The following is a 19,701-nucleotide window of genomic DNA, read 5'->3' as shown; positions in this document are numbered from 1 at the left end:
GCGTGGAGACAAAATGCTGCTATATCTGCGAAAAAAAAGCCCTAAGCAAAAACGAAATCGGGCTGACCAAGAAACTGCTCAACAAGGATTCAATGCGGTTCTATTGCCTTAATTGTCTTGCCGATTATTTGGAAATCGATACTGAGTTCCTACTCGCTAAGATCGAGGAGTTCAAAGAGCAAGGCTGCACATTATTTTGAGAAGGCGAGACCGTGATTTACGTTGACAACGCGGCGACAACGAAAATATCCGACAGCGTCTTTGAAAAGATGCTACCGTTTCTGCGCGAGCAATACGGCAACGCCTCCAGCCAGCATTCGCTTGGGGCAAAAGCAAAACGCGCCGTTGAACTTGCTCGGAAACAAGTCGCTGTTGCCATTGGCGCTGAACCGTCAGAAATCACCTTCACCTCCGGTGGCTCGGAAGCGAACAGTTGGGTGATTAAATGTGTCGCTGATACTTACCGCAATGAGCCGTTTCACATTATTACCTCTTCAATCGAACACCATTCCGTCCTGAATGCTTGTCATTCACTTGAACAGAGGGGCGTTGAGGTAACATATTTGCCTGTTGATGCATTGGGGCAAGTTTCGACAGGGAATGTTAAGGCGGCAATCAAGCCCTACACCAGACTGGTGTCAATTATGCTTGCCAACAACGAAATCGGCTCGATTCAGCCTATTGCGGAGATAGGTCGATTATTGAAAGACAGAGACATCTTGTTCCATGTCGATGCCGTACAAGCCGTGGGGCATATCCCTGTCGACGTAAACGACCTGCAAGTTGACTTCTTGGTAGCCTCCGCACACAAGTTCAACGGGGCGAAAGGCACGGGAATTTTATACAAGCGGTCTGTCTTTGAATTATTGCCATTGGTGTTCGGTGGCAAACAAGAACATGGTCTTCGCGCCGGAACCGAGAATATCGCCGGAATCGTTGCGGCGGGCTACGCCATTGAGGAAAGTGTCCGCGAAATGGTTGATACGGCAAATCGACTAAAGGCAATGGTCAGAGATACCGTGAATGGCATAAAAGATAAGATACCCCGTGTGAGAGTTAATGGGGACAGTGAGAACCGTCTGCCCGGCACAGTAAATCTTTGTTTTGACGGCGTTTCGGGTGAATCCCTTATGTACCTGCTTGACCTGAAAGGTGTATGCTTGTCCACGAGTTCAGCTTGCACTTCGGGTAAAGACGAGCCGTCGCACGTGCTTCTTGCTTTGGGCCTAACCGAACAGCAAGCAAAGTCGGCGATTCGCATATCTTACGGTACATACAACTGTGTAGACGAAGTCGGCAAGGTAGTTGCGGCTGTGTGTGATGCTTACGAAAAGATCGCCACCTCAACAAGCTGACTCATTTTGCACGGCTTCGGAATGAAACCCTGCAACTAGGGTTTGATCGCAAGGCATATCTCGCTTTTGGGGTAATGTCCGCTCAACACGATGACATGAAATTTGGAATAGCGTTTGTTGGTGGTAACACACGAATATACACTATGGCAAAGGTGCAACAAAGGCGATATTGTTGTATGGAAACAAGGTACGCTTTAAGGTTGCAAGGCTCTCATAAACTTTGTATCGTAACCCACATGAAATAGTGACTAGGCACGGAGAAGCGAATGGTTGTCGACGAAGCCACAAGAAACAAAGTAATTGGTGCATTAGGTAACCCGAAATACAAATGGCGTACGGTGCAAGGTGTGGCCAAGGAGACAGGAATAGAACCTGAAATCGTAGAAAGTGTGATAGAGAATGACGTAGACGAAGTAATCAGGTCTTCTTTTCCGGGTCCGAATCAAGAAGAACTCTTTACCACGAGAGCTAATTATGAAAAAAAAGCTTCCTTCGTCGAACGATTTCGGAGTTTCTTCACCAATCGGTTGGGGTAGGATTGGAATATGCATCTTTTCACGCCATCAGTTTGCTTTGGTCTTCTGGGCGGAATCACATACGTATTGTGGGACTTCTCCGAATGGTACAAACTGATTCCAGCGGAGCGGGTCCCATTGTTGACCTTCTTAGTAAAATCTATGGTCTATGTGGTGGTCGCCTTTGCAATTTGTTCTGGATACGACGGAACAGAAAGGTCACTTCCTGTCTTGGCGGCATTCCAAATTGGGGCGTCATCGCCTCTAATCTGGCGAGAGATATTGCAGAAAGGTACAAGCGCTAAACTGCAAAAAATGCGCTCAACCAGTGATCCTATTGATTGAATACTAACCCTTTCGCCTATCGCCTGTGTACCAGTAGAAAACCGCTCCAGCTGGTTCTTCTTTGAAGTTTGCCCCCTTTTCTCTAAAAAGCTCTTCTGCCATTTTGGCCAGAACTTTGGGAAGTGAGGAGTCGTACTCTATTGAACCAACGAACAACCTTCCCTGTTCAATGTCAGTAGCATCAAATAGCAATTCCAAGAAAGGCTGGTCTTCAAAACAGGCCGTAGCCCGCCACATGAAACGTGGGAGCCGACTCTTGAGAATTGCTGATCGATTTATTGGCGCTACGCATTTATCATCATTCCAGAATATGGACTCTTTTAGTCTATTAATTTCTATGAGCGCTATTTGCCATTCGAGATCTTTCGGAAAGTTCTCAGGTGCATAGAACCTGTAGTAATGATCGAACTCATGTGTAGCCTGAAAGACGTCTTTAAAGGGAATTCGGATCTTGTGGTATAGAGGCATGATCAAAAGCAAGGGACAGGAAGTTCTTGATTTACCTTTTCCAACAGGGGTTATTAGTTGAGGCAGTTTATGCTGGGCGTCCGGATCATCGTCTGCGGAAAATGATTCAAAAACCATTTTTGCAAAAGGACCAACCTGGTCGTCATGAGCATATAATTCATCTATCCTGGATGCTCTTAGGAGGAATTGGCAGTCGGATTGGCACTGGCAGGTAGTCAACTGTCCTCCGAGACTGAACCCTGTGACCGTTACTGCATGCAGTTCTCGCTCCGTCTCTTCCGGTGTCTCACCTACGGCGAGACACATTATTATAGGGATGCCAGCCATCAGGTAGGAGAAGACGGTGCTCTTGAGTACATAATCGTCTTTGGCGTCTATAGCTGTAGGCTCTAAACCAGCGGTACGGATTACGTCGGCGATTTGAACACCACTCAGTCCGTCACTAGGCAAATAGCGCGTCTCCGTAGGGAATCGAACAGCTGCGGCAGTTGTTATTTGAACGGGAGAAAGCTCTTGGTGCTGAAAGAGTACAGAAGATGCTTGCAACAAGGACCACAACGCACTTGTTGCACATCTGGAGATCGTAAGGTCTTGTTCCTGGAAAGCCAAGGTTTGGACCTTCAACTCTAGGCCGAACAAGTTTGCGGTATAATCGCGTATCGTTGGGTAATTTCGTCGATCTTCCTCAGGATAGGTTCTCAGACATGTTCGACCTATCACAGTGTTGGGAAGAGGCTTGACCACAAAGAAACCCAAATATGCATTGTTGAGCGCTTGCACCATCGAATCTTCCGCGGTAGGAGGTATCTTTAGGAGGGACTTTAAGAAATGGCCGATTTGCCGCGTAGATATTGTGTCATCAAAAAAATGCAGCCGAGTGCAGAACCGTTCGTATTGGTGGAAACAACGTGAATAATATCCAGCATAATCCTCGATAAAACCGCGATCAATATAGGGGTACTCAACAACTATGGTCCCAGCCTTAACATCTTCGAAATATTTTTCAAAATACTTCAAGTTATCTTTATCATGAACAGCGGCGTTGTTGGTGTCTTTATGCTCCGTCACGAGATCCACCAGTTTCCTAAAAAAATAACGGTGGACTCGATAAGACAACATTTACCTTGCCCCTAGCTTGTCATCGGTCTTCTCATTAATTGTGCATCAACCCTCTCGGCTCGTTCGAACCTTTTTCGTGCAGCTCGCGAGCATTCCCGAATTGTCTCAAGCTCCTGTTTTCCCTCGGGTGATCCCAACCGCTGTCTAAGTTGTAGCTCATACGCATCCCAATCTATCTTGATGTTCAGTTCACGGCATATCCTGCGGGGCATGTTGACCTCCCAGATGTTCGGCAATGGAGTTCGCTCCTATTTTTATATTAAAACATTCGTCAAGCCTTGACAATCGACCACAACGGCGAAACGGACACGTGACGGTGTGATGCACGCCTAGAAAATTTGCCTATGCCCGATCAGCAGGTTCCTACAGTACCTCATCATTCAGCCTGAATGCAAAGAAAATCAGCGATATGTGTAATGCTATGTAATGTTAATATGTTATCACCAATCATGTTTTATTGTCAAGAACGTTAGCGATGCTTACATCAGATCTCCGTCGCTAGCTCTTTAAGGTCTAACAAAATTAGCCAATGACATAAGCGCATAAGCCGCTCCAAACCGATTAAGCTATAAGAAACAGCGAAAACAACAAGGAGAAACAGAAAGAATCACGGACAACTTTCAAGACCATGGAGGCCCTGTAGGCTATTAAGGAGCAATTGACACTTTCTAAGTTGGCGGGCCGTTTTTAAGTCCATAGCATTGAATCTAAAATCAATAGGTGGTCATTTCTGATTATTTGAAACAAGCTGGTCATACTTTCCATGGATCTTTCTGACGTCATCAGTCAAGATCAACTCATGTACCTATACCTGTGTCCTTTTGGCTTCATCATTCATGATCAATCCCGGAGCCATGTCTCATGGACCGATCAACAATACACTACTACAACAAAAACGCCGACAAGTTAGCCGAATTGTACAAAACCGCTGACATGTCGGAAATTAACGCCCTGCTTGTCCGGTTCTTATCCGAAAAGGCCAGGATCATGGACATAGGATGCGGGTCGGGACGCCGCTCCCACGACGATCCGGAAGTTGTAGATTGAATTCTTTAATGGCAAGTTCGGCCCCGCTGCCCAGTCTGACCATTTTCGTGCCGCCACGAAAATGGTTGTCCGGGTCATAACCTGTTGTTTTATAAGACTCTATGGCTCGCTTCATACTGTCTCCGCAAGATCTCTCGTCGCTGCGCTCGCTCGAGATGACATAGCGGCTAGAGTTGGGCGGGCGGGATGTGGCCGCCCAACTCTATCTTCCCACGGCGACGCCAAGGGCTATCCTGGTCCTGCCTCTAAATAGGCTCAGATAAATTAATCTTGAGAGAGCATCATATTAACCCTGGATGGGTTACGCAGACTAGCCCGTAGAAACGCTATGGGTGATCTTTGGGCAGCTTCTGAGTTCCAGAACTCGGTGAAACCACGAGGGGACAAGGGGACTGTTGGACACGGTCCAACCTACGTTTGAATCTGAATGTCAATTGGCCAGAGAGGGGCCTCCGAGGCTCCATAAAATAAAGCCTCCAGGCACGAAATAACCTGGTGTACCATCCGGATATCCCGCTCAGCCATTGTTTTTCCGTTGATGGAAAAATCCTCCTAACCGGCTGAATCAGGAAATGTCCTCAATAATTTTTCCTATTGTTTTGTGCAAAACCGGTATTTTGTCCGAGCACGTAAAAAAGACCGCATGGGGGTCTACGTCAGCATAGTGGTGTGTGAGGATGTCTCGCATGCCTTTTGCTTTTCGCCAATCAACATCCGGATACTGGGGCAGAAGCCTGTCTTCAGTGATTTTGTCAAGCTTCTTTATGGCCTCACCTATGACGATGAGCTGCATACAAAGAGAATCCATTTTTTCCATGCCTGATGGGCTATCGGAAAAATCGGACACATCAGATACAAGTTCAAAACGAGACATGACTGTCAATGAGGCATTGAAAATCTGATTAAGGATCTGCACGACCAATTCTTTATCATACATACACAGCGTCCTTATCAATCCTTTGCTTTAGAAAAAGGTTCATGTTTTCACGATATGACACTAAATCAACGGTCTTACGGAGCCTTTCCTCCAAATCGAATTTTATGCCCGCCATGTCAAACAAGTTTGGTCTTTGAAATCGGATTACGACGTCTATGTCACTATCTTCATTATCCTCCCCACGGGCAGTGGAACCAAAAATGCCCAGATCAATGATTCCATAATCGTGCCCCTTTTCCTTTTTGTAATCTTTCAGTATTAACAGGATTTCATTGGAGGACATGACAAGTATTCCCTTTCTTACCTAAATCATACACACTAACATGGTCATCCACAAGAAATCTGTGCAATGGTTGCAGTTTTCCAAACCTTGTTCTTATTTAGCGGCACAAGAGACAGGAACGCCTCGGATTATAAAAGATTTGAGAAAAATCAACCCACAACGAATGGTAAACCTGCTTGTTCAGCGACAATTACACTTGAGCGTCAACGACAATTGCATTTGTGCATCTTTCTGTGAGTAGTTGTCTGTTAGAGATGTCCATAATTTGTTGGAAGGGGGCATTGTTTTGCAGACGACTGACGCTCAGGTGAGGAAACTAATGAAGGAGATTCGCAAGACAGGCAAAATTGGGAAGCTACCGTCGGAACTGACGGAGCCAAGAACATGGCGGACATATATGAGTCACACAGGGACTCCACTATGGAATATCCTGAGGCCTTTCATCTAGAACTGTAATAATCCTGCCTGTATGATCAGGAAAGATCTTCCTTATTTCTGGACTTCTTGAGGATTCCGGCAAGGTATTGAATCCTTTCTCGATAAGAGACTATCTGGTTTATAATCTCATCTCTGAGCCTAATGCGCTCCTTTGATAGTCCAAAACTGAAGGAGGTAGTAAGGGCATTAAATTCAACGCTTGGCGCCACTAAACATCTCTTACTATAGATTCACAGTCCCAAGCTCGCTAAAGAATTTTGCCATTATTGGAGCCGCTGCTTATGGAACGATCAACAATCGGCAATTCACGCCCTGCCTGTCCGGTTCTTATCCGAAAAGGCCAGGATCCTGAAGATAGGGTGCGGTTACGGCCGTGACGCCGCCTTTTTAGTTGCGAAAGGTTACGACGTTACGGCGATTGAAGCTTCTCCCAAAATGATAGATGTCGCCCAGCGTCTACATCCTGAACTGGCTGGTCGCATCATTCCGGCCAGTGTGCCGCTGCGGGATTCTGACCGCCTGTTGTCGCGTCAGTTCAGAGCGGTCGTGTGCATCGGGACCATAATCCATGTGCCGGACATACTGAATTATTATCGTCATTTTGTCCCTATCTATAGAATAAATCACACGGTAGTCGCCAACACGAACCCTGTAATAGTGTTCCGCTCCGCTAATTTTGACAGCGTCCCTTGAAACGGGATTAGCCTTAAGTTGCTGGATTTTTGAGAGGACTCGAGTCAATACGGTGTGGGGAAGACAGCGAAGGTCTTTCTCAACAGACGGCTTGAATGCAACTTTATAAGGTTCCTTTTTCCTGGAGCCGCCGTTGCATTTCCTCCAAGCTTATGGGGTTTTCTTCACGTCGTTCAACGATTACGGCCAGATCATGCAGATCCTCAAGCAATTTCTGATAATGCTTTACCGGTAAAATAACTCCAGTCTTTTTGCCCTTTGCATCAATAACAAATTGTTCCTGTCCGGCCATTTTAAGTATTCTCCTCTGTTAATCAGCTACTTCACATTACAAGAAAGGTTGGCGCCATGCGTTAACAATTTCTTCATCATCAGACTCATCACTATAACCGATCCGGAGAAGCCACTCAATGATGTTGATCAGGAAACATGTGTTTAAATTCAATGCTTGGCGCCACTAAACATCTCTGATTCTAAATTCACAGTCCCAGGCTTGCTAAAGAATTTTGCCATTATTGGAGCCATGTCTCATGGACTGATCAACAATACACTTCTGCAACGAAAACGCTGAAAAATTGTCCGAATTTTATGAAACGACTGATATGTCGATATTCCACAGCCTACTTCTTCGGTTTTTACCGGAAAAAGTTTGTGTCCTGGAGACAGGATGCGGTTCGGGTCGGGACGCTGCATTTCTAATTGCAGTATCTGTTTGAGTTCGCTTCCCAAATTCGCGATCTCGTTGCGCCAGATGGCATTTTATTTCTATCAGGTTCGATCCGAACCCTGCCTTCACAAGAAAACAGGGATGAACACGGTCGCTTAATCGTAGAAATGGCCCCTGAAGAAATACAGCTACTTTTTGAACGGTTGGGATTCCACAGCTACTTTTTGAGTTGGGAATTTTCTCACTCCCATGACATTGAATCTGAAATCGTTTGACGGAGGACAACAAAATGTCTAAAATTACTTTATAAGGAGTTGCTATGAACGCAGTTCTTGCGAGGGACATGACAATTGATGTCGAAGGGTTAGTTACTCATAAATTTGATGATTCCATACATCAGGCGGAATTTGACGCTTTGACGGATAATGAGGATCGAATTGATTATATTGAGGCTGTGAAATCAATCGAGAGAGTCAAGCAAGATGGGACTTACACTCTGGACGAGCTAGAGGCCCTTCTAGGTGTCGATTGATCCGCCGACTTATAGCGTAATAGTCGATAAGAATATCCACAAGCAGCTTTTGTTATTGCCAAAAAAATTTTCTGACACCGATTCTTGATAGAATTAAATCCCTCGGACACAATCCATACCCTAAAGGTTGTAAGAAACTATCTACTACCGATGAATCTTATCGGGTTCGCTACAGTGATTATAGAATCGTCTATCGAATTGACTCTAAGGCTCATCAAATAATCATATCCGGCGTGCGTCACAGGAAAGAAATTTACAGATAGCGAATCGTTTATCGTGAGGTGGGCGGAACTCACTCATGAGATCAGCAACTACACCGTGCTGGTAGTGGAACGTTTTCCTGGCCACCACCAAAGTTAATTCCTCCAAATCCGACAAGCTCGTTTCAATCTATGAGAATCGCTTTGTAGTGTAACTGGGAAGATCGCTCGTAGGATTTTCTGGATATGACCCTGGGAACTGGCAGGCGCCGGCGTTCGCCGGCCTGGTCCGTAATATCGAAACTTTCGTTCTTCAGAGGGGTTTAATGAGGTGGGAGCCCTCCTGAGTCGGAAAGCTGACATCGGGGGAAAAAAGAACACAAGACGAGCAAATAAGATATTCTCAACTGCCGGGAAGCGGCTTATGCATAGCAGGATTTGAGTTCAGTTGATTGGTTCTCCGAAATTTCTTTCTTGTCAGATTCATAGTCACTTTGAAGGTTAAGCCAAAACTGTGGCGAATTTCCGAACCTCTCGGAGAGTTTAGTGGCAAGGTCCACATGGATAACTGACCGGCATTCCAAAATGTCGGACATTTCAATCAGAGAGATGTTTAGCTGGGCGGACAAATCCTCTTTGCTCAAATTCAGAGGAATCATAAACTCCTCAAGAAGAATCTCACCAGGTGTTATCAACGGTTTTGTGCCCATATTTCTTATCCTTTGTGGTAATCCACAAGTTCCAGTTCATATACGTTACCATCGGTGCATACAAAACACTATCTCAGTTTATCCTCCTTGACCGGTGCGACGTGTCGATAGTCGTGAACGTCGCCAAGGCCCGAACTCCAGGCAAAAGCGACCCACCCACCGTTCTGGAGTCAATTCTCGGCACTTTCGAAATTATGCAAATGGCGGCCCTAACCGAGAAGATGAAGCATCGGAAGCCCGACATATATATCCACCCTGAAATCAGCGACGTCAGAATGTTTGACTTCAATAAGGTTGAGGATGTTTATCGCCAGGCTCAGCCGGCGATTGATGAGCTTAGGGCGCTCGTTCAAGCGAAGATCCTGGAACAATGATATGCGCCTTACTTTTGCTGAATGGACGAGACGAAGGAGCCCGGATAATATTAAAGAGCAACAGGCGCTTCCTAAATTGGCGATTCTTTTATGTAACGAGATATTGCATCATGTATGCGACACGAACAATTTTAGAGCCCACTTTTCAGGATTTTGATTACCGACTCGATGACTATCCTGAACGACGAAGGGCTCAGAGTCGCAACTTGAGATACAATCAATTCCCTGTTGGCTGTGAAGAGTTTTCCTGGTCTAGCATAACTGACAATACGAAGAGACCCTTTATCAAAGCTGGCATCAGTCATTTCTATTGGAATGGAACAAGCGCTACTGCGCCGGCTGCAAGTGTGACCACGCCGTTTCCTCCTCAGGCCGATTCCAGTCCTCTGCAAGCGCCAGCTCACTCAATAAAGGGATTTCATCCGCCATTACAAGTGGAGCGTCTTCAAGTATGGTTACAAGGGCACGTTGTGTGGACAGAAGTTGCACAGGTTCGTGAAGTCGCACATTTCCACTCTCGTCAATTGTAGCTTCAATAGTTCGAATCATGCGCATACCTCTATGCTTTAATAATGGTTCACTCTGCTAGTATAGAATCTAGTGTGTTGGTTGGCAATACAACAATATTGGAGCGCATTGGAAAAAATCCTGGGACATAGTCAGGACAAAGGTTTGACTGGCGAACCAGAGTAATGTTAGCATGTCAACAGGAATTCCAGCCTGTAGAGGTAACCATGAAAAGAAACATTATCATTACAATAGTCGCTTTATTCATGGTCATCACTTCAATCCTGATAGCCCAGGCACAACAGCAAGGCGCTGTCGCGCCAGGCGGCGACAAGAATTCGCGCCAGGTACCCGCCCGATTAATTCCTGTACCAACTACCGTCAGCCCTGAATTGCAGGCGGTTATCGCTCGCCCATTAAATCCCCAATTGCGTATGGTTCCCAAGACCACCGAGGAATGGCGGGCCATTGTCACAATGGCGACTGAGAAGGATAAGCCTGTTCTGGCCCAGTTACGCAAGCTGTTTCCGGTTGATATCAAGAGCGAGATCAAAGCCGGAATCAAAACATATATTGTAACGCCCGAATCAATTCTTGAAGAAAACAGCAATCGGGTCCTGATTCATTTGCATGGCGGAGGTTATGTCTTCAATGGTGGCGAGACCGGTCTGGGTGAAGCGATTCTCATGGCCTTCCACGGAAAGATTCGTGTGATCTCAGTAGACTACCGCATGGCCCCTGACTTTCCTTTTCCCGCGGCTTTGGAGGACTCCGTAGCCATTTACAACGAAGTTCTAAAAACGTACAAGCCTCGCAATATCGGTATCTTTGGGACGTCGGCCGGAGGCGGCCTTACCATGGCTACAGTACTCAAGCTTCGGGAGATGAACGTCCCGCTTCCTGGGGCCGTAGGACTGGGCACCCCGTGGGCGGACCTCACCAGAACCGGTGATACCCTGTACACCAACGAAGACATTGACGATGTCCTGGTCACCTACAATGGCATGTTAAAGGCCTGCGCGGAACTGTACACCGGCTCTCACGACATGAAAGATCCGCTCATCTCTCCAGTTTATGGCGACTTTACGAAAGGATTTCCTCCGGCTATGCTCACCTCCGGCACACGTGATATGCTTCTTAGTGACACCGTTCGGGTTCACCGCAAGCTGCGCCAGGCAGGAGTAGAGGCCTACTTACAGGTATTCGAGGGCATGTCTCACGCCCAGTATATCCTGGTATTCAATTCGCCTGAGTCTCGGGAAGCTTTCCAGGAGTTAGCCCGTTTTTTCCAAAATCATCTTGGCAAGTGAAGATCAGTTGGTGTTATCAAAAGTTTCCAAACAGAGAAGCGCACACTCTTGTAAGCGGACCTACCAAAATCTTACAAAGGAATACATAACCCAATGATATATGAAGCGATTACCACTAGGGAAGAAATTGATAAAGCGCAGGGGCTTTTCGCTTCCATCCTGACCGAAAATAGCGAACCTCATTTAGGATGCATGGTGGTGTATGAAGGTGGCAATGAACCTACCGATTTGTACTGGAGCCGTGAATTTAAATTTTTCTATGGATACAAGGCTGGTAACAATCTACACCGTAATATTTTTGGAATAGAAAGGCCACTGAAACACAAAGGCATGAGCATAACCTGCGAGATTAACGCGCCTGTTGAAGGGCGTTTAAGTACATTTCAGGGCATTTTTTTGAGAGACCAGGAGAACGAAAACAATTTATATATAGCGCATCATGGTAGATTTTCAATTACCGGAGTAGGGGGGGCCAAGAATATCTTTTTCGAGTGGGTTCGCGAAAAACATAACGCACGAAAAAATATTATAGATGTCCAGTGGCCAATTGGAGAACCATCAACGACCGAGGCCATATTGATAGGAAAGTTGGATGGATCTACCCTGCCTAAAAGTATTAAGGAATTTGTCAAGAAAGTCTGGACATTTAGAAATATAAGTAAGGGAGTAATCTTTACTCAGGTAAAAAGGTAACGAGAACTCGTTGAAAAGACCCACATGTAATTAAATAGCGCTCCCGTAGAAAATCTGTTTCATGGTCAAAACGTCTCCGGATGCAATTATGGCGTTTGGTTGCGTTGCTGCCTTACGAGTTGTCAATCGCCGTTAGGCGAGACAACGCTGGGATGAACTGAGGTTTGTCAACTGACCCGAGAAGTATTTTCCACCCCGCCCAGACATTCTTGTAATCTATGGCCTTAGCCTTTTGCGCAAATTCCCCACCAGGATCACTGATCGCCGCATTCAACCACCCCGTAATGTTGTTGGCCAATATATCTCCTGAATAGGGGACATCCAGAGTGGAACGAGTAAGCGTGACCCTGGCGGTTCCACTTTCAGGATCTATCAGTTTTCTCAGGTTTTGTTCATGGTTCCGACGAGAGTCGTCATCGCCACTCAACTTATCCGAGATGATTGTCAAATCCAAAGGGTCAAAGCCTTGAGGGCCTCTCGTGACCATGTTTTTTCGATAGAATGTGTATTGGCCGGCAATGAACCAGGCCATGAATAACAGGACCAGGAATTGATTTTCGGAGGACTGGGCTTCTTGATGACTACGGAAATTGGCGCCGAATCGGCTCTTTTGTATGCGCTTTTTTGTGTCCTTCATTTTCTCAGGCCCAGTCCCGCCGCCGGCGCCGATGTTTCTGTTGTACGACTCCAATAGCATAGCCTTCGAGGCGCGAAGCGTCTTTTCCTGAAACGAGCATGCGGATACGATAGGTTTGTATTTATGCTGTACCATACCAAGAGCGTAGCAAAGCCTGGACTTATATCCACCCCGTGTGTTCCACTTTCTCAACACTCCGGACGGCAGGTGGGATAGGAAGTCGGTCATAAAGTCAGTATACAGTTGATCTTGGCTCAGGACCTCAAAGTGATTCTTGCCGCTGTCCACTTCTTCTTGCAGATCCGGGTCCGACTGAAACACCAGATTGACGACCGTTCGCCAGGCCTCGTCGTTTCCCTTGACCATCCAGTCAGAAGGGGATGCGTCACTGAACAGGTATAGATGCGCTCTGGACATTATTCCCTCATCGTTAATATGTTACGGTAGCCACCAAAAAATCAGATGGTGGATTTTTCATACTATCAATTATTTTCGCTCGGCTGTTTCAGTCATGAGAGTCACGTCGAGTGGGCGCCTGTCTCTCGGGATTTAATCGACAAGGAACGAGACAGGCTCACTGGATTTTGCCCCTTCAAGGATCTCAGTCACCGCTTCGGTTATAGACATGGCCTGGCCATTAAGTATCCATATTCCTTCACCGCAATAGCGTGTAGCGGAAACAAGCGGGGTATCCGGACCGGGAGGGAATCTGCGGCAATAGCCATCTCCTACCCTCATGGAAAGTTGTTCCCAAAACAAACAATGCTGGCAGTCTATATTGTATTCTCCAAGTTTTTCTGAAAAATTCATTGTTGCCCCTGGCGGACTGAAGCGTCCAATCACTATTTCTTGATCCTTCCAATCATTTCCAAAAGCCATTTATGAATGGGAGCGAGGTCTTTAAATTTGTCCAAACAGTAATTTATAAGATCGTAGGAGTAAAATTCATCGGGGATACTCACCTCGGTCCAGGCCGTCAATCCTCCAAAAAGCAGTAGTTCGGCGTTTTCATGAGTCTTGTCGTAACCACGTGGAACCTGTTTGTATTGCTTCTCACCTATTTGATATGAGCCCTTGTCCTTGATGTCCCGGACCGCCTTTGCCAAAGCCTTTCCGTATTTTGGGTCCGCTACGGACTCACGGTAAAGATCCAGAATCGGTTTGGAGAAGCAGTGGTTTCCAGCCGCGATCATCAACAACGGTGGCTCCAAATGAAAGTAATATCCAGGACAATCCATTTTTGGCAATTGACCTTCCCAGAAGAAGATTCCCAAATGAGTCTTGTACGGTGTCTTATCCTTGCTGAACCGCGTGTCTCTGAACGGCCTGAAAATTGACTTGCTATAGCGGGAATCTGCAATGACGCCTGGAGAAATTTCCCTGAGCGCCATTCCCATATCCATCACAAAAAGACGCGCGGGCTCCATCACGTATTTCTCGAAATCCGGTTTGTGAGCGTCAAACCATGTTTTATTATTGTTGTTACGCAATTCCGTATAAAAATCTACGCATTCTTTGGGAAATCCATTGAAGCCGTGTGGTCCGGTCATTTTGATTAGCCTCCTCCGAACGATTCCTACTATCCAGTCTTTATATGTGTGATTCAGCGCAGCAATTCAACAAATTCATCGACACGTTTTATATGAATCAAGATACGCAGCCCTGTTGTCAACATATTAGACGCTTGAAGAAAAGAGGAGGTCACGAAATGAAGGTGGGCATAGTTGGAAGCGGTCTGGTTGGAAGCTCTGCGGCTTACGCAATGGTTCTTCTGGGATGGGTGGATGAAATCGTTCTCCTGGATGTGAATCAGGCCTTGGCGACGGCGCAGGCAGAAGACATTTTGCATGCGACACCTTTTTCCCAATCTTCCAGAATCAGCGCAGGTGATTACGCAGACCTGGAGGGCTCGGAAGTCGTTATCCTGGCATGTGGAGTAGCTCAGCGCCCCGGAGAAACCAGGATCAAGCTCTTGCAGAGGAATATTGAGATCTTTGAACAGGTTGTTCCTAAAGTAACCAAGTTTGCTCCGGAATCTGTTTTACTGGTCGCGTCGAACCCAGTCGATATCATGACCCACTTTGTAGCGCGTTGCTCAGGCGTTTCCCCAGGGAAGACACTTGGATCAGGCACTATTTTAGATACTTCCCGCTTTCGGGCCCTATTGGGTGAACGATTTGAAGTTTCGCCCCAATCTGTTCACGCGTATGTGCTGGGTGAGCATGGGGATTCTGAAGTGATGATATGGTCAAACGCTAAAATTGCTGGTGTTCCTCTGTCGGACTTTGCCGGCCAGACAGGGATAGATCTGTCTGAAGAAGTGAAAAGCGCAATTGACAGCCGCGTGAGGGGTTCGGCTTATCGAATAATCGAAGGAAAGGGAGCCACCAACTACGGGATTGGAGCCGCTCTGGCAAGGATCACCAAGGCTATTCGCAGAGACGAACGAGCGCTCTTCACCGTATCGGCTCCAACATCGGAGGTTGATGGATTTGGCGGCGCCACATTTTCCTTACCGCGCGTAGTTGGAGCGTCTGGAGTCATCTCAACATTGAGACCAACTCTATCTCCAATTGAGAAAGCGGCTCTTGGTGAAAGCGCAAAGGCCCTTCTAGCGATAACCCAGGAACTGGGCTGCTAACAAAACATTGCGGTCACTATCCCGCAACAGTTGTTTTGAACCTTTTGAAAGTTTTGTCCTTACCAGGCGGTTTCAGTCTCCGCAATACCTCTCTCTTGGGGGTCAGGTTCCGGCTGTTGACTTCACCCAATCTCTCTGCTAATTTTAGTGAGATTATTCATGGGCTGTCCTTATGAGGACCAAGGGAAAACGGTGAAAATCCGTTGCGGACCCGCCGCTGTGACCGGGGACGAAAGCCGTGTGACGCCACTGTCCGAAAGGATGGGAAGGACGGCGATTAGGATGAACCGGAAGTCAGAAGACCTGCCCATGACTTGAGATGTCGGCTCTTCGCGGACCGAGAGCTTGGCAAATGGGATGAAAAACGGCATCCTCGGGGATTAATTTTCTCGAGGATTTTTTGCGCCCTGCATCCCACTTCCCATCCTGACGTTTGCTCGCCAAGTTCACAGTCCTGACATCCATCAAAAACGCCGGGTCGATGAGAATCGACAGGTTTGCCAGCTAGAAAGGAATTGATTAATGGGCCTTCTTGACGAGACTTTAAAACGAATTATACCTGCTGATTCAAGATCACGGCAAATTGCTCAGGAAAGGTTAGACCAGCTTACCATGCCCTATTGGGCGCTAGGTCGTCTGATGGATCTGGCTCTTGATCTGGCGGGCATGACTAGATCCACCAAGCCCGAAATAGACAAGCGAGTGGTTGTAGTAATGGCGGGAGATCACGGAGTGGTGATGGAAGGTGTGAGTAAGTACCCCCAGGAAGTCACCGTGCAGATGGTTTACAACTTTATAAATGGTGGGGCGGGAATAAACGCTGTCTCGCGAGTCAGCGGATCACACGTTGTGGTGGTTGACATGGGAGTTGCCGGCGCAATTGAGGGGGTAAAGGACCACGCGGGTTTCATTTCAAAGCGAATCAGACCTGGAACCTCGAATATCGCCATTGGTCCTGCTATGACTCGAGATGAGGCCGTGAGATCAATAGAAGCGGGAATCCAAATCGCTCTGGATCTAGGTTCGACTTACAACCTTTTCGGCACTGGTGACATGGGCATAGGAAACACTACACCCAGCAGCGCCGTTGTCGCCGCGGTCACCGGATCAGCCCCTTCTGAAGTCACCGGACACGGCACAGGAATTGACGATACCCAGTTCCAGACGAAGGTCAAGGTCATAGAAAGAATTCTGAAAGTGAACAATCCTGACCCTAAAGATGGTCTAGATATTTTATCCAAGGTCGGTGGATTTGAAATCGGCGGAATCGCCGGTCTCATACTGGGGGTGGCTTCCCTTCAGAAGCCCGTACTCATAGACGGATTCATATCCACTGCGGCTGCGCTCATTGCGCACGCAATTTGTCCTAGCGCCGCTGATTACATGATTGCTTCGCATCGTAGCGTTGAACAGGGCCATAAAACGGCTCTTCAGCATCTGAACAAGGATCCTCTTATAGATCTAAACATGAGACTGGGCGAAGGAACCGGCGCAGCATTATCCATGACACTGGTTGAGGCGGCAGTTCGGATACTGACGGAAGTCGCCACTTTTGAAGAAGCTTCGGTATCCAAGGCTCAAGAGTAGTTCAGATTTCATTAGTTTTAAATTTTGGGGTTTGACTCGCAAAACAGGCTCCGGGAAATCCATGAAAACGTCCAAGCACGGCGGAAATCTTACACATCTTATGAACATCTCAGGACTTCCTGCAGATAAGATTCTAGACTTTTCCGCCAACATAAATCCTATGGGCTTACCTGATTGGCTGCGTCCGGTAGTGAGCGCAACACTTGAATCAATAATCCATTATCCCGACCCGGAATCTTTGAACTTGGTAGCGGCAATGGCCGAACGATATCAATGCTCCTCGGATCAGGTTCTAGTGGGTAACGGATCATCGGAAATCCTTCATCTATTGCCTAGAGCATTGGGAAAACCGAGGGCATTGATTCTGGCGCCTTCTTACTCGGATTATTTTTTCGCGTGTGAAGCCGCCGGACTGGATGTCGACATTCTGTTTCTGGACGAGAGTTCCGACTTCATCCCGGATCTTAAACGTCTGGAGTCATCTCTAAGGGGAGACGAACTTGTCTTTGTGTGTTCTCCCAACAACCCAACGGGCTTACTTATTGATTCAGAGGCTTTCAGGCAACTCGCCAACCGGAATCCTTCCACTTTTTTTGTTGTGGATGAGGCTTTTGGAGACTTTGTAGAAGGTTTTGACTCGTTAACCTTGAAGCGCCCTGAAAATGTCCTGGTTCTTTTGTCTCTAACCAAGATTTTCTCTGTTCCAGGCCTGAGAATCGGTTGCGCAATTTGCGAACTGGAAATAGTCGCCTCAGTAAAACTCATCCAACCCACCTGGTCGGTAAACTCAGTTGCCCAAGCGGTAGGGGCTGTCGCTTTAAGAGATCGGGACTATGTTGACCGGAGCAGGAGATTAGTAAACACACAACGGCAAATTCTGGAAGAGCGACTGAGAGCAATGGACGGGTTAACCGTTTACCTCGGCAAAGCCAACTTCCTTCTTGCAAGAATTGATCGCGCCGGCATTGACGCTGTTACGCTAGCAAGTAGACTGTTAGGGGATGGGATCGCAATTAGGGTCTGTGACAACTTCCAGGGTCTCGACAAACGCTTTTTCAGGGTGGCAGTCAAAACTGAGAGCCAAAATGACAGGCTGATCGAGTCCTTGGGAAGAGCCCTGGGAATCGTTCGTAAGCCATCCAGCAAAAAGAGAGTTCCAGCAATAATGTTTCAGGGAACCAGCTCAAACGCGGGCAAGAGTGTCTTGACCGCTGCTTTGGGCCGGATTTTGCTCCAGGATGGTTACAGGGTAGCGCCGTTCAAGTCACAGAACATGTCTTTAAACTCCTTTGTTACAATATCCGGTGGAGAAATGGGCCGGGCTCAGGTGACTCAGGCTCAGGCGTGCAGGCTGGATCCTGATGTTCGCATGAACCCAATTCTTCTTAAACCTAACAGCGATACGGGCAGTCAGGTAATTGTCATGGGCAAGCCCGTGGGTAACATGGATGTCATCGAATATGTTCGGTACAAACCCCAGGCGTTCGATATTGTAAAAGCGGCCTACGACGCCCTGGCACAGGAATATGACGTAATTGTAATGGAAGGCGCAGGTAGTCCGGGGGAAGTCAATCTTAAACACCATGACATAGTCAACATGCAGATGGCCCGCTATGCGGAGGCCCCTGTTCTTTTGGTAGGAGACATTGATAGGGGAGGCGTTTTCGCCTCTTTTGTAGGGACCATGGAAGTGCTGTCGGAGTGTGAAAGATCTTTGGTGTCGGGTTTTGTGGTCAATCGTTTTCGAGGTAACAAAGATCTTCTGACGGACGCGGAGAATTATATCTTGCGCCACACAGGAAAACCTGTGCTTGGCGTTGTGCCGTATTTTCATGATCTTGGACTTCCGGAAGAGGACTCGGTAAGTTTCAAGAATGGGTTGTTTAATAATTCAATAATGCATGATGATTCTGTAGAAATTGCTGTGATAGACCTACCCCACATTTCGAATTTTACTGATTTTGACGCTTTGAGAGCCGAGCCGGACGTTTCGCTAAAGATTGTCAAATCCCCTAGTGACCTGAATCATCCGGACGCGATAATCCTGCCTGGCAGCAAAAACACTATTGGAGACTTAACCTACCTGAAAAACACAGGTATTCAAGGTAGATTGAAACAACTGACGGAGCAGGGAGTAGAGTTGGTTGGAGTGTGTGGAGGCTTCCAGATGCTCGGAGGAGGAATATCCGATCCGCACTGTCTGGAATCAGACGGTAAGACTTTCCAGGGACTCGGTTTTCTGGGTGTGACAACAATGCTTGCGCCTGAAAAAACATTGACCCGAGCCACATGCACACACATTGAGTCCGGTTTACCTGTGCACGGTTATGAAATTCATCACGGAAAAAGTTCAGGCTCAAATGTCGAGCCCGTGCTGAGGATGGGATCAGGTTCGATTGACGGCGCAAAATCTCGGGACGGACAGATATGGGGAACATATCTCCACGGGATATTCGATGCTGACGAGTTTCGAAGATGGTTCATAGACAGGCTTCGTCAACGACGTGGTCTCGCCCCGAAACGAAAAGTCATGGCCATATATGATCTAGAGCCCGCTCTGGACAGGCTTGCGGATGCCGTCCGTCAAAGTCTCGACATGGAGCGGATATACGGAATAATCGGCCTTTAGGCTTCAAGAGCGAC

At 47.2% G+C, this 19,701-nt stretch carries 24 protein-coding genes and 1 riboswitch; of the genes, 13 read left to right on the top strand and 11 right to left on the bottom strand.

All coding sequences use genetic code 11. The annotated features are described in order from the left end of the window. Positions 1-2 precede the first annotated feature (2 nt). The 4 genes from WC647_16190 (at position 3) to WC647_16175 (ending at position 2,215) form a co-directional block, all read left to right on the top strand. Positions 3-200, top strand: a complete 198-nt coding sequence (locus WC647_16190) for a hypothetical protein (protein MFA6223846.1) — start codon at positions 3-5, stop codon at positions 198-200. A 12-nt stretch (positions 201-212) separates the two neighbouring features. Further along, positions 213-1,355: a cysteine desulfurase family protein gene (locus WC647_16185; GenBank protein ID MFA6223845.1), complete on the top strand. Its 1,143-nt coding sequence runs from the start codon at positions 213-215 to the stop codon at positions 1,353-1,355. Between the two features lie 266 nt (positions 1,356-1,621). Further along, on the top strand, positions 1,622-1,891 hold the full coding sequence (locus WC647_16180) for a hypothetical protein (protein ID MFA6223844.1): 270 nt from the start codon (positions 1,622-1,624) through the stop codon (positions 1,889-1,891). A 9-nt stretch (positions 1,892-1,900) separates the two neighbouring features. Continuing rightward, positions 1,901-2,215: a hypothetical protein gene (locus tag WC647_16175; GenBank protein MFA6223843.1), complete on the top strand. Its 315-nt coding sequence runs from the start codon at positions 1,901-1,903 to the stop codon at positions 2,213-2,215. Between the two features lie 3 nt (positions 2,216-2,218). Here the strand turns inward: WC647_16175 and WC647_16170 are convergent, their stop codons facing one another. Together WC647_16170 and WC647_16165 are read right to left on the bottom strand one after the other, a co-directional pair. Further along, positions 2,219-3,802, bottom strand: a complete 1,584-nt coding sequence (locus tag WC647_16170) for a hypothetical protein (GenBank protein MFA6223842.1) — start codon at positions 3,800-3,802, stop codon at positions 2,219-2,221. An 11-nt stretch (positions 3,803-3,813) separates the two neighbouring features. Further along, positions 3,814-4,014 (bottom strand): hypothetical protein, encoded by a 201-nt coding sequence (locus tag WC647_16165; GenBank protein MFA6223841.1) that lies wholly within the window; start codon positions 4,012-4,014, stop codon positions 3,814-3,816. Positions 4,015-4,663: 649 nt separating this feature from the next. On the opposite strand from WC647_16165, the gene WC647_16160 reads away from it, so the two are divergent. Then, entirely contained in the window at positions 4,664-4,849 is a 186-nt protein-coding gene (locus WC647_16160; GenBank protein MFA6223840.1) for a hypothetical protein, read from the top strand. 565 nt (positions 4,850-5,414) lie between these two features. Here WC647_16160 and WC647_16155 read toward each other — a convergent pair. From WC647_16155 to WC647_16145, 3 genes are all read right to left on the bottom strand, one after another. Continuing rightward, positions 5,415-5,786, bottom strand: a complete 372-nt coding sequence (locus tag WC647_16155; GenBank protein ID MFA6223839.1) for a HepT-like ribonuclease domain-containing protein — start codon at positions 5,784-5,786, stop codon at positions 5,415-5,417. Beyond that, positions 5,779-6,069 (bottom strand): nucleotidyltransferase domain-containing protein, encoded by a 291-nt coding sequence (locus tag WC647_16150; GenBank protein MFA6223838.1) that lies wholly within the window; start codon positions 6,067-6,069, stop codon positions 5,779-5,781. The genes WC647_16155 and WC647_16150 overlap by 8 nt, the downstream gene beginning before the upstream one ends. Before the next feature lie 473 nt (positions 6,070-6,542). After that, positions 6,543-6,716, bottom strand: coding sequence for a hypothetical protein (locus WC647_16145; protein MFA6223837.1), 174 nt, complete (start codon positions 6,714-6,716; stop codon positions 6,543-6,545). A gap of 19 nt (positions 6,717-6,735) precedes the next feature. Here WC647_16145 and WC647_16140 point away from each other — a divergent pair, with 19 nt between their 5' ends. Then, a complete protein-coding gene (locus WC647_16140) occupies positions 6,736-7,200 on the top strand; it encodes a methyltransferase domain-containing protein (GenBank protein MFA6223836.1) in 465 nt (154 codons plus the stop codon). A gap of 103 nt (positions 7,201-7,303) precedes the next feature. On the opposite strand, the gene WC647_16135 is transcribed toward WC647_16140, so the two are convergent. Beyond that, positions 7,304-7,492 carry a hypothetical protein gene (locus WC647_16135; protein MFA6223835.1) on the bottom strand — a complete coding sequence of 63 codons (189 nt, stop codon included), beginning with the start codon at positions 7,490-7,492 and terminating at the stop codon, positions 7,304-7,306. Positions 7,493-8,186: 694 nt separating this feature from the next. On the opposite strand from WC647_16135, the gene WC647_16130 reads away from it, so the two are divergent. Further along, positions 8,187-8,399: a hypothetical protein gene (locus WC647_16130; GenBank protein MFA6223834.1), complete on the top strand. Its 213-nt coding sequence runs from the start codon at positions 8,187-8,189 to the stop codon at positions 8,397-8,399. A gap of 622 nt (positions 8,400-9,021) precedes the next feature. Here WC647_16130 and WC647_16125 read toward each other — a convergent pair. Beyond that, on the bottom strand, positions 9,022-9,309 hold the full coding sequence (locus tag WC647_16125; protein ID MFA6223833.1) for a HigA family addiction module antitoxin: 288 nt from the start codon (positions 9,307-9,309) through the stop codon (positions 9,022-9,024). A gap of 101 nt (positions 9,310-9,410) precedes the next feature. On the opposite strand from WC647_16125, the gene WC647_16120 reads away from it, so the two are divergent. After that, positions 9,411-9,683, top strand: a complete 273-nt coding sequence (locus WC647_16120) for a hypothetical protein (GenBank protein ID MFA6223832.1) — start codon at positions 9,411-9,413, stop codon at positions 9,681-9,683. A gap of 327 nt (positions 9,684-10,010) precedes the next feature. Here WC647_16120 and WC647_16115 read toward each other — a convergent pair whose 3' ends face one another. After that, positions 10,011-10,232, bottom strand: a complete 222-nt coding sequence (locus WC647_16115; protein ID MFA6223831.1) for a hypothetical protein — start codon at positions 10,230-10,232, stop codon at positions 10,011-10,013. 185 nt (positions 10,233-10,417) lie between these two features. Here WC647_16115 and WC647_16110 point away from each other — a divergent pair, with 185 nt between their 5' ends. Continuing rightward, positions 10,418-11,500: an alpha/beta hydrolase gene (locus WC647_16110; protein ID MFA6223830.1), complete on the top strand. Its 1,083-nt coding sequence runs from the start codon at positions 10,418-10,420 to the stop codon at positions 11,498-11,500. 93 nt (positions 11,501-11,593) lie between these two features. Next, positions 11,594-12,193 (top strand): hypothetical protein, encoded by a 600-nt coding sequence (locus tag WC647_16105; protein ID MFA6223829.1) that lies wholly within the window; start codon positions 11,594-11,596, stop codon positions 12,191-12,193. A gap of 112 nt (positions 12,194-12,305) precedes the next feature. On the opposite strand, the gene WC647_16100 is transcribed toward WC647_16105, so the two are convergent. The 3 genes from WC647_16100 to WC647_16090 form a co-directional block, all read right to left on the bottom strand. Further along, positions 12,306-13,247 carry a hypothetical protein gene (locus WC647_16100; GenBank protein MFA6223828.1) on the bottom strand — a complete coding sequence of 314 codons (942 nt, stop codon included), beginning with the start codon at positions 13,245-13,247 and terminating at the stop codon, positions 12,306-12,308. A gap of 132 nt (positions 13,248-13,379) precedes the next feature. Continuing rightward, positions 13,380-13,640 carry a hypothetical protein gene (locus WC647_16095; protein ID MFA6223827.1) on the bottom strand — a complete coding sequence of 87 codons (261 nt, stop codon included), beginning with the start codon at positions 13,638-13,640 and terminating at the stop codon, positions 13,380-13,382. 32 nt (positions 13,641-13,672) lie between these two features. Next, positions 13,673-14,380, bottom strand: a complete 708-nt coding sequence (locus WC647_16090) for a DUF2461 domain-containing protein (protein ID MFA6223826.1) — start codon at positions 14,378-14,380, stop codon at positions 13,673-13,675. Between the two features lie 158 nt (positions 14,381-14,538). Between WC647_16090 and WC647_16085 the strand changes: the two genes are divergently transcribed. The 3 genes from WC647_16085 to WC647_16075 all read left to right on the top strand — a co-directional run bounded on the left by WC647_16085 (position 14,539) and on the right by WC647_16075 (position 19,687). Then, positions 14,539-15,471: an L-lactate dehydrogenase gene (locus WC647_16085; protein MFA6223825.1), complete on the top strand. Its 933-nt coding sequence runs from the start codon at positions 14,539-14,541 to the stop codon at positions 15,469-15,471. A 144-nt stretch (positions 15,472-15,615) separates the two neighbouring features. Continuing rightward, positions 15,616-15,797: riboswitch (cobalamin riboswitch) on the top strand. Positions 15,798-15,993: 196 nt separating this feature from the next. Beyond that, a complete protein-coding gene (cobT, locus tag WC647_16080) occupies positions 15,994-17,058 on the top strand; it encodes a nicotinate-nucleotide--dimethylbenzimidazole phosphoribosyltransferase (protein MFA6223824.1) in 1,065 nt (354 codons plus the stop codon). A gap of 61 nt (positions 17,059-17,119) precedes the next feature. Then, positions 17,120-19,687 carry a cobyric acid synthase gene (locus WC647_16075; GenBank protein ID MFA6223823.1) on the top strand — a complete coding sequence of 856 codons (2,568 nt, stop codon included), beginning with the start codon at positions 17,120-17,122 and terminating at the stop codon, positions 19,685-19,687. Positions 19,688-19,701: the final 14 nt, after the last annotated feature.

Source organism: Desulfomonilaceae bacterium, from assembly GCA_041662605.1.
In the GTDB taxonomy this organism is placed as follows: Bacteria; Desulfobacterota; Desulfomonilia; order Desulfomonilales; family Desulfomonilaceae; genus CAJBEZ01.
The sequence above is the reverse complement of the archived record's forward strand: the minus strand, read 5'-3'. Positions and strand labels throughout refer to the sequence as shown.

What these genes read in the sequence shown, in the direction of transcription:
- WC647_16175 (MFA6223843.1), top strand. Translation starts at nt 1,901, where the DNA reads ATGCATCTTTTCACGCCATCAGTTTGCTTTGGTCTTCTGGGCGGAATC.
- WC647_16125 (MFA6223833.1), bottom strand. Translation starts at nt 9,309, where the DNA reads ATGGGCACAAAACCGTTGATAACACCTGGTGAGATTCTTCTTGAGGAG.
- WC647_16170 (MFA6223842.1), bottom strand. Translation starts at nt 3,802, where the DNA reads ATGTTGTCTTATCGAGTCCACCGTTATTTTTTTAGGAAACTGGTGGAT.
- WC647_16075 (MFA6223823.1), top strand. Translation starts at nt 17,120, where the DNA reads ATGAAAACGTCCAAGCACGGCGGAAATCTTACACATCTTATGAACATC.
- WC647_16160 (MFA6223840.1), top strand. Translation starts at nt 4,664, where the DNA reads ATGGACCGATCAACAATACACTACTACAACAAAAACGCCGACAAGTTA.
- WC647_16180 (MFA6223844.1), top strand. Translation starts at nt 1,622, where the DNA reads ATGGTTGTCGACGAAGCCACAAGAAACAAAGTAATTGGTGCATTAGGT.
- WC647_16085 (MFA6223825.1), top strand. Translation starts at nt 14,539, where the DNA reads ATGAAGGTGGGCATAGTTGGAAGCGGTCTGGTTGGAAGCTCTGCGGCT.
- WC647_16115 (MFA6223831.1), bottom strand. Translation starts at nt 10,232, where the DNA reads ATGATTCGAACTATTGAAGCTACAATTGACGAGAGTGGAAATGTGCGA.
- WC647_16095 (MFA6223827.1), bottom strand. Translation starts at nt 13,640, where the DNA reads ATGAATTTTTCAGAAAAACTTGGAGAATACAATATAGACTGCCAGCAT.
- WC647_16100 (MFA6223828.1), bottom strand. Translation starts at nt 13,247, where the DNA reads ATGTCCAGAGCGCATCTATACCTGTTCAGTGACGCATCCCCTTCTGAC.
- WC647_16110 (MFA6223830.1), top strand. Translation starts at nt 10,418, where the DNA reads ATGAAAAGAAACATTATCATTACAATAGTCGCTTTATTCATGGTCATC.
- WC647_16155 (MFA6223839.1), bottom strand. Translation starts at nt 5,786, where the DNA reads ATGTATGATAAAGAATTGGTCGTGCAGATCCTTAATCAGATTTTCAAT.
- WC647_16130 (MFA6223834.1), top strand. Translation starts at nt 8,187, where the DNA reads ATGAACGCAGTTCTTGCGAGGGACATGACAATTGATGTCGAAGGGTTA.
- WC647_16150 (MFA6223838.1), bottom strand. Translation starts at nt 6,069, where the DNA reads ATGTCCTCCAATGAAATCCTGTTAATACTGAAAGATTACAAAAAGGAA.
- WC647_16105 (MFA6223829.1), top strand. Translation starts at nt 11,594, where the DNA reads ATGATATATGAAGCGATTACCACTAGGGAAGAAATTGATAAAGCGCAG.
- WC647_16090 (MFA6223826.1), bottom strand. Translation starts at nt 14,380, where the DNA reads ATGACCGGACCACACGGCTTCAATGGATTTCCCAAAGAATGCGTAGAT.
- WC647_16165 (MFA6223841.1), bottom strand. Translation starts at nt 4,014, where the DNA reads ATGCCCCGCAGGATATGCCGTGAACTGAACATCAAGATAGATTGGGAT.
- WC647_16135 (MFA6223835.1), bottom strand. Translation starts at nt 7,492, where the DNA reads ATGGCCGGACAGGAACAATTTGTTATTGATGCAAAGGGCAAAAAGACT.
- cobT (MFA6223824.1), top strand. Translation starts at nt 15,994, where the DNA reads ATGGGCCTTCTTGACGAGACTTTAAAACGAATTATACCTGCTGATTCA.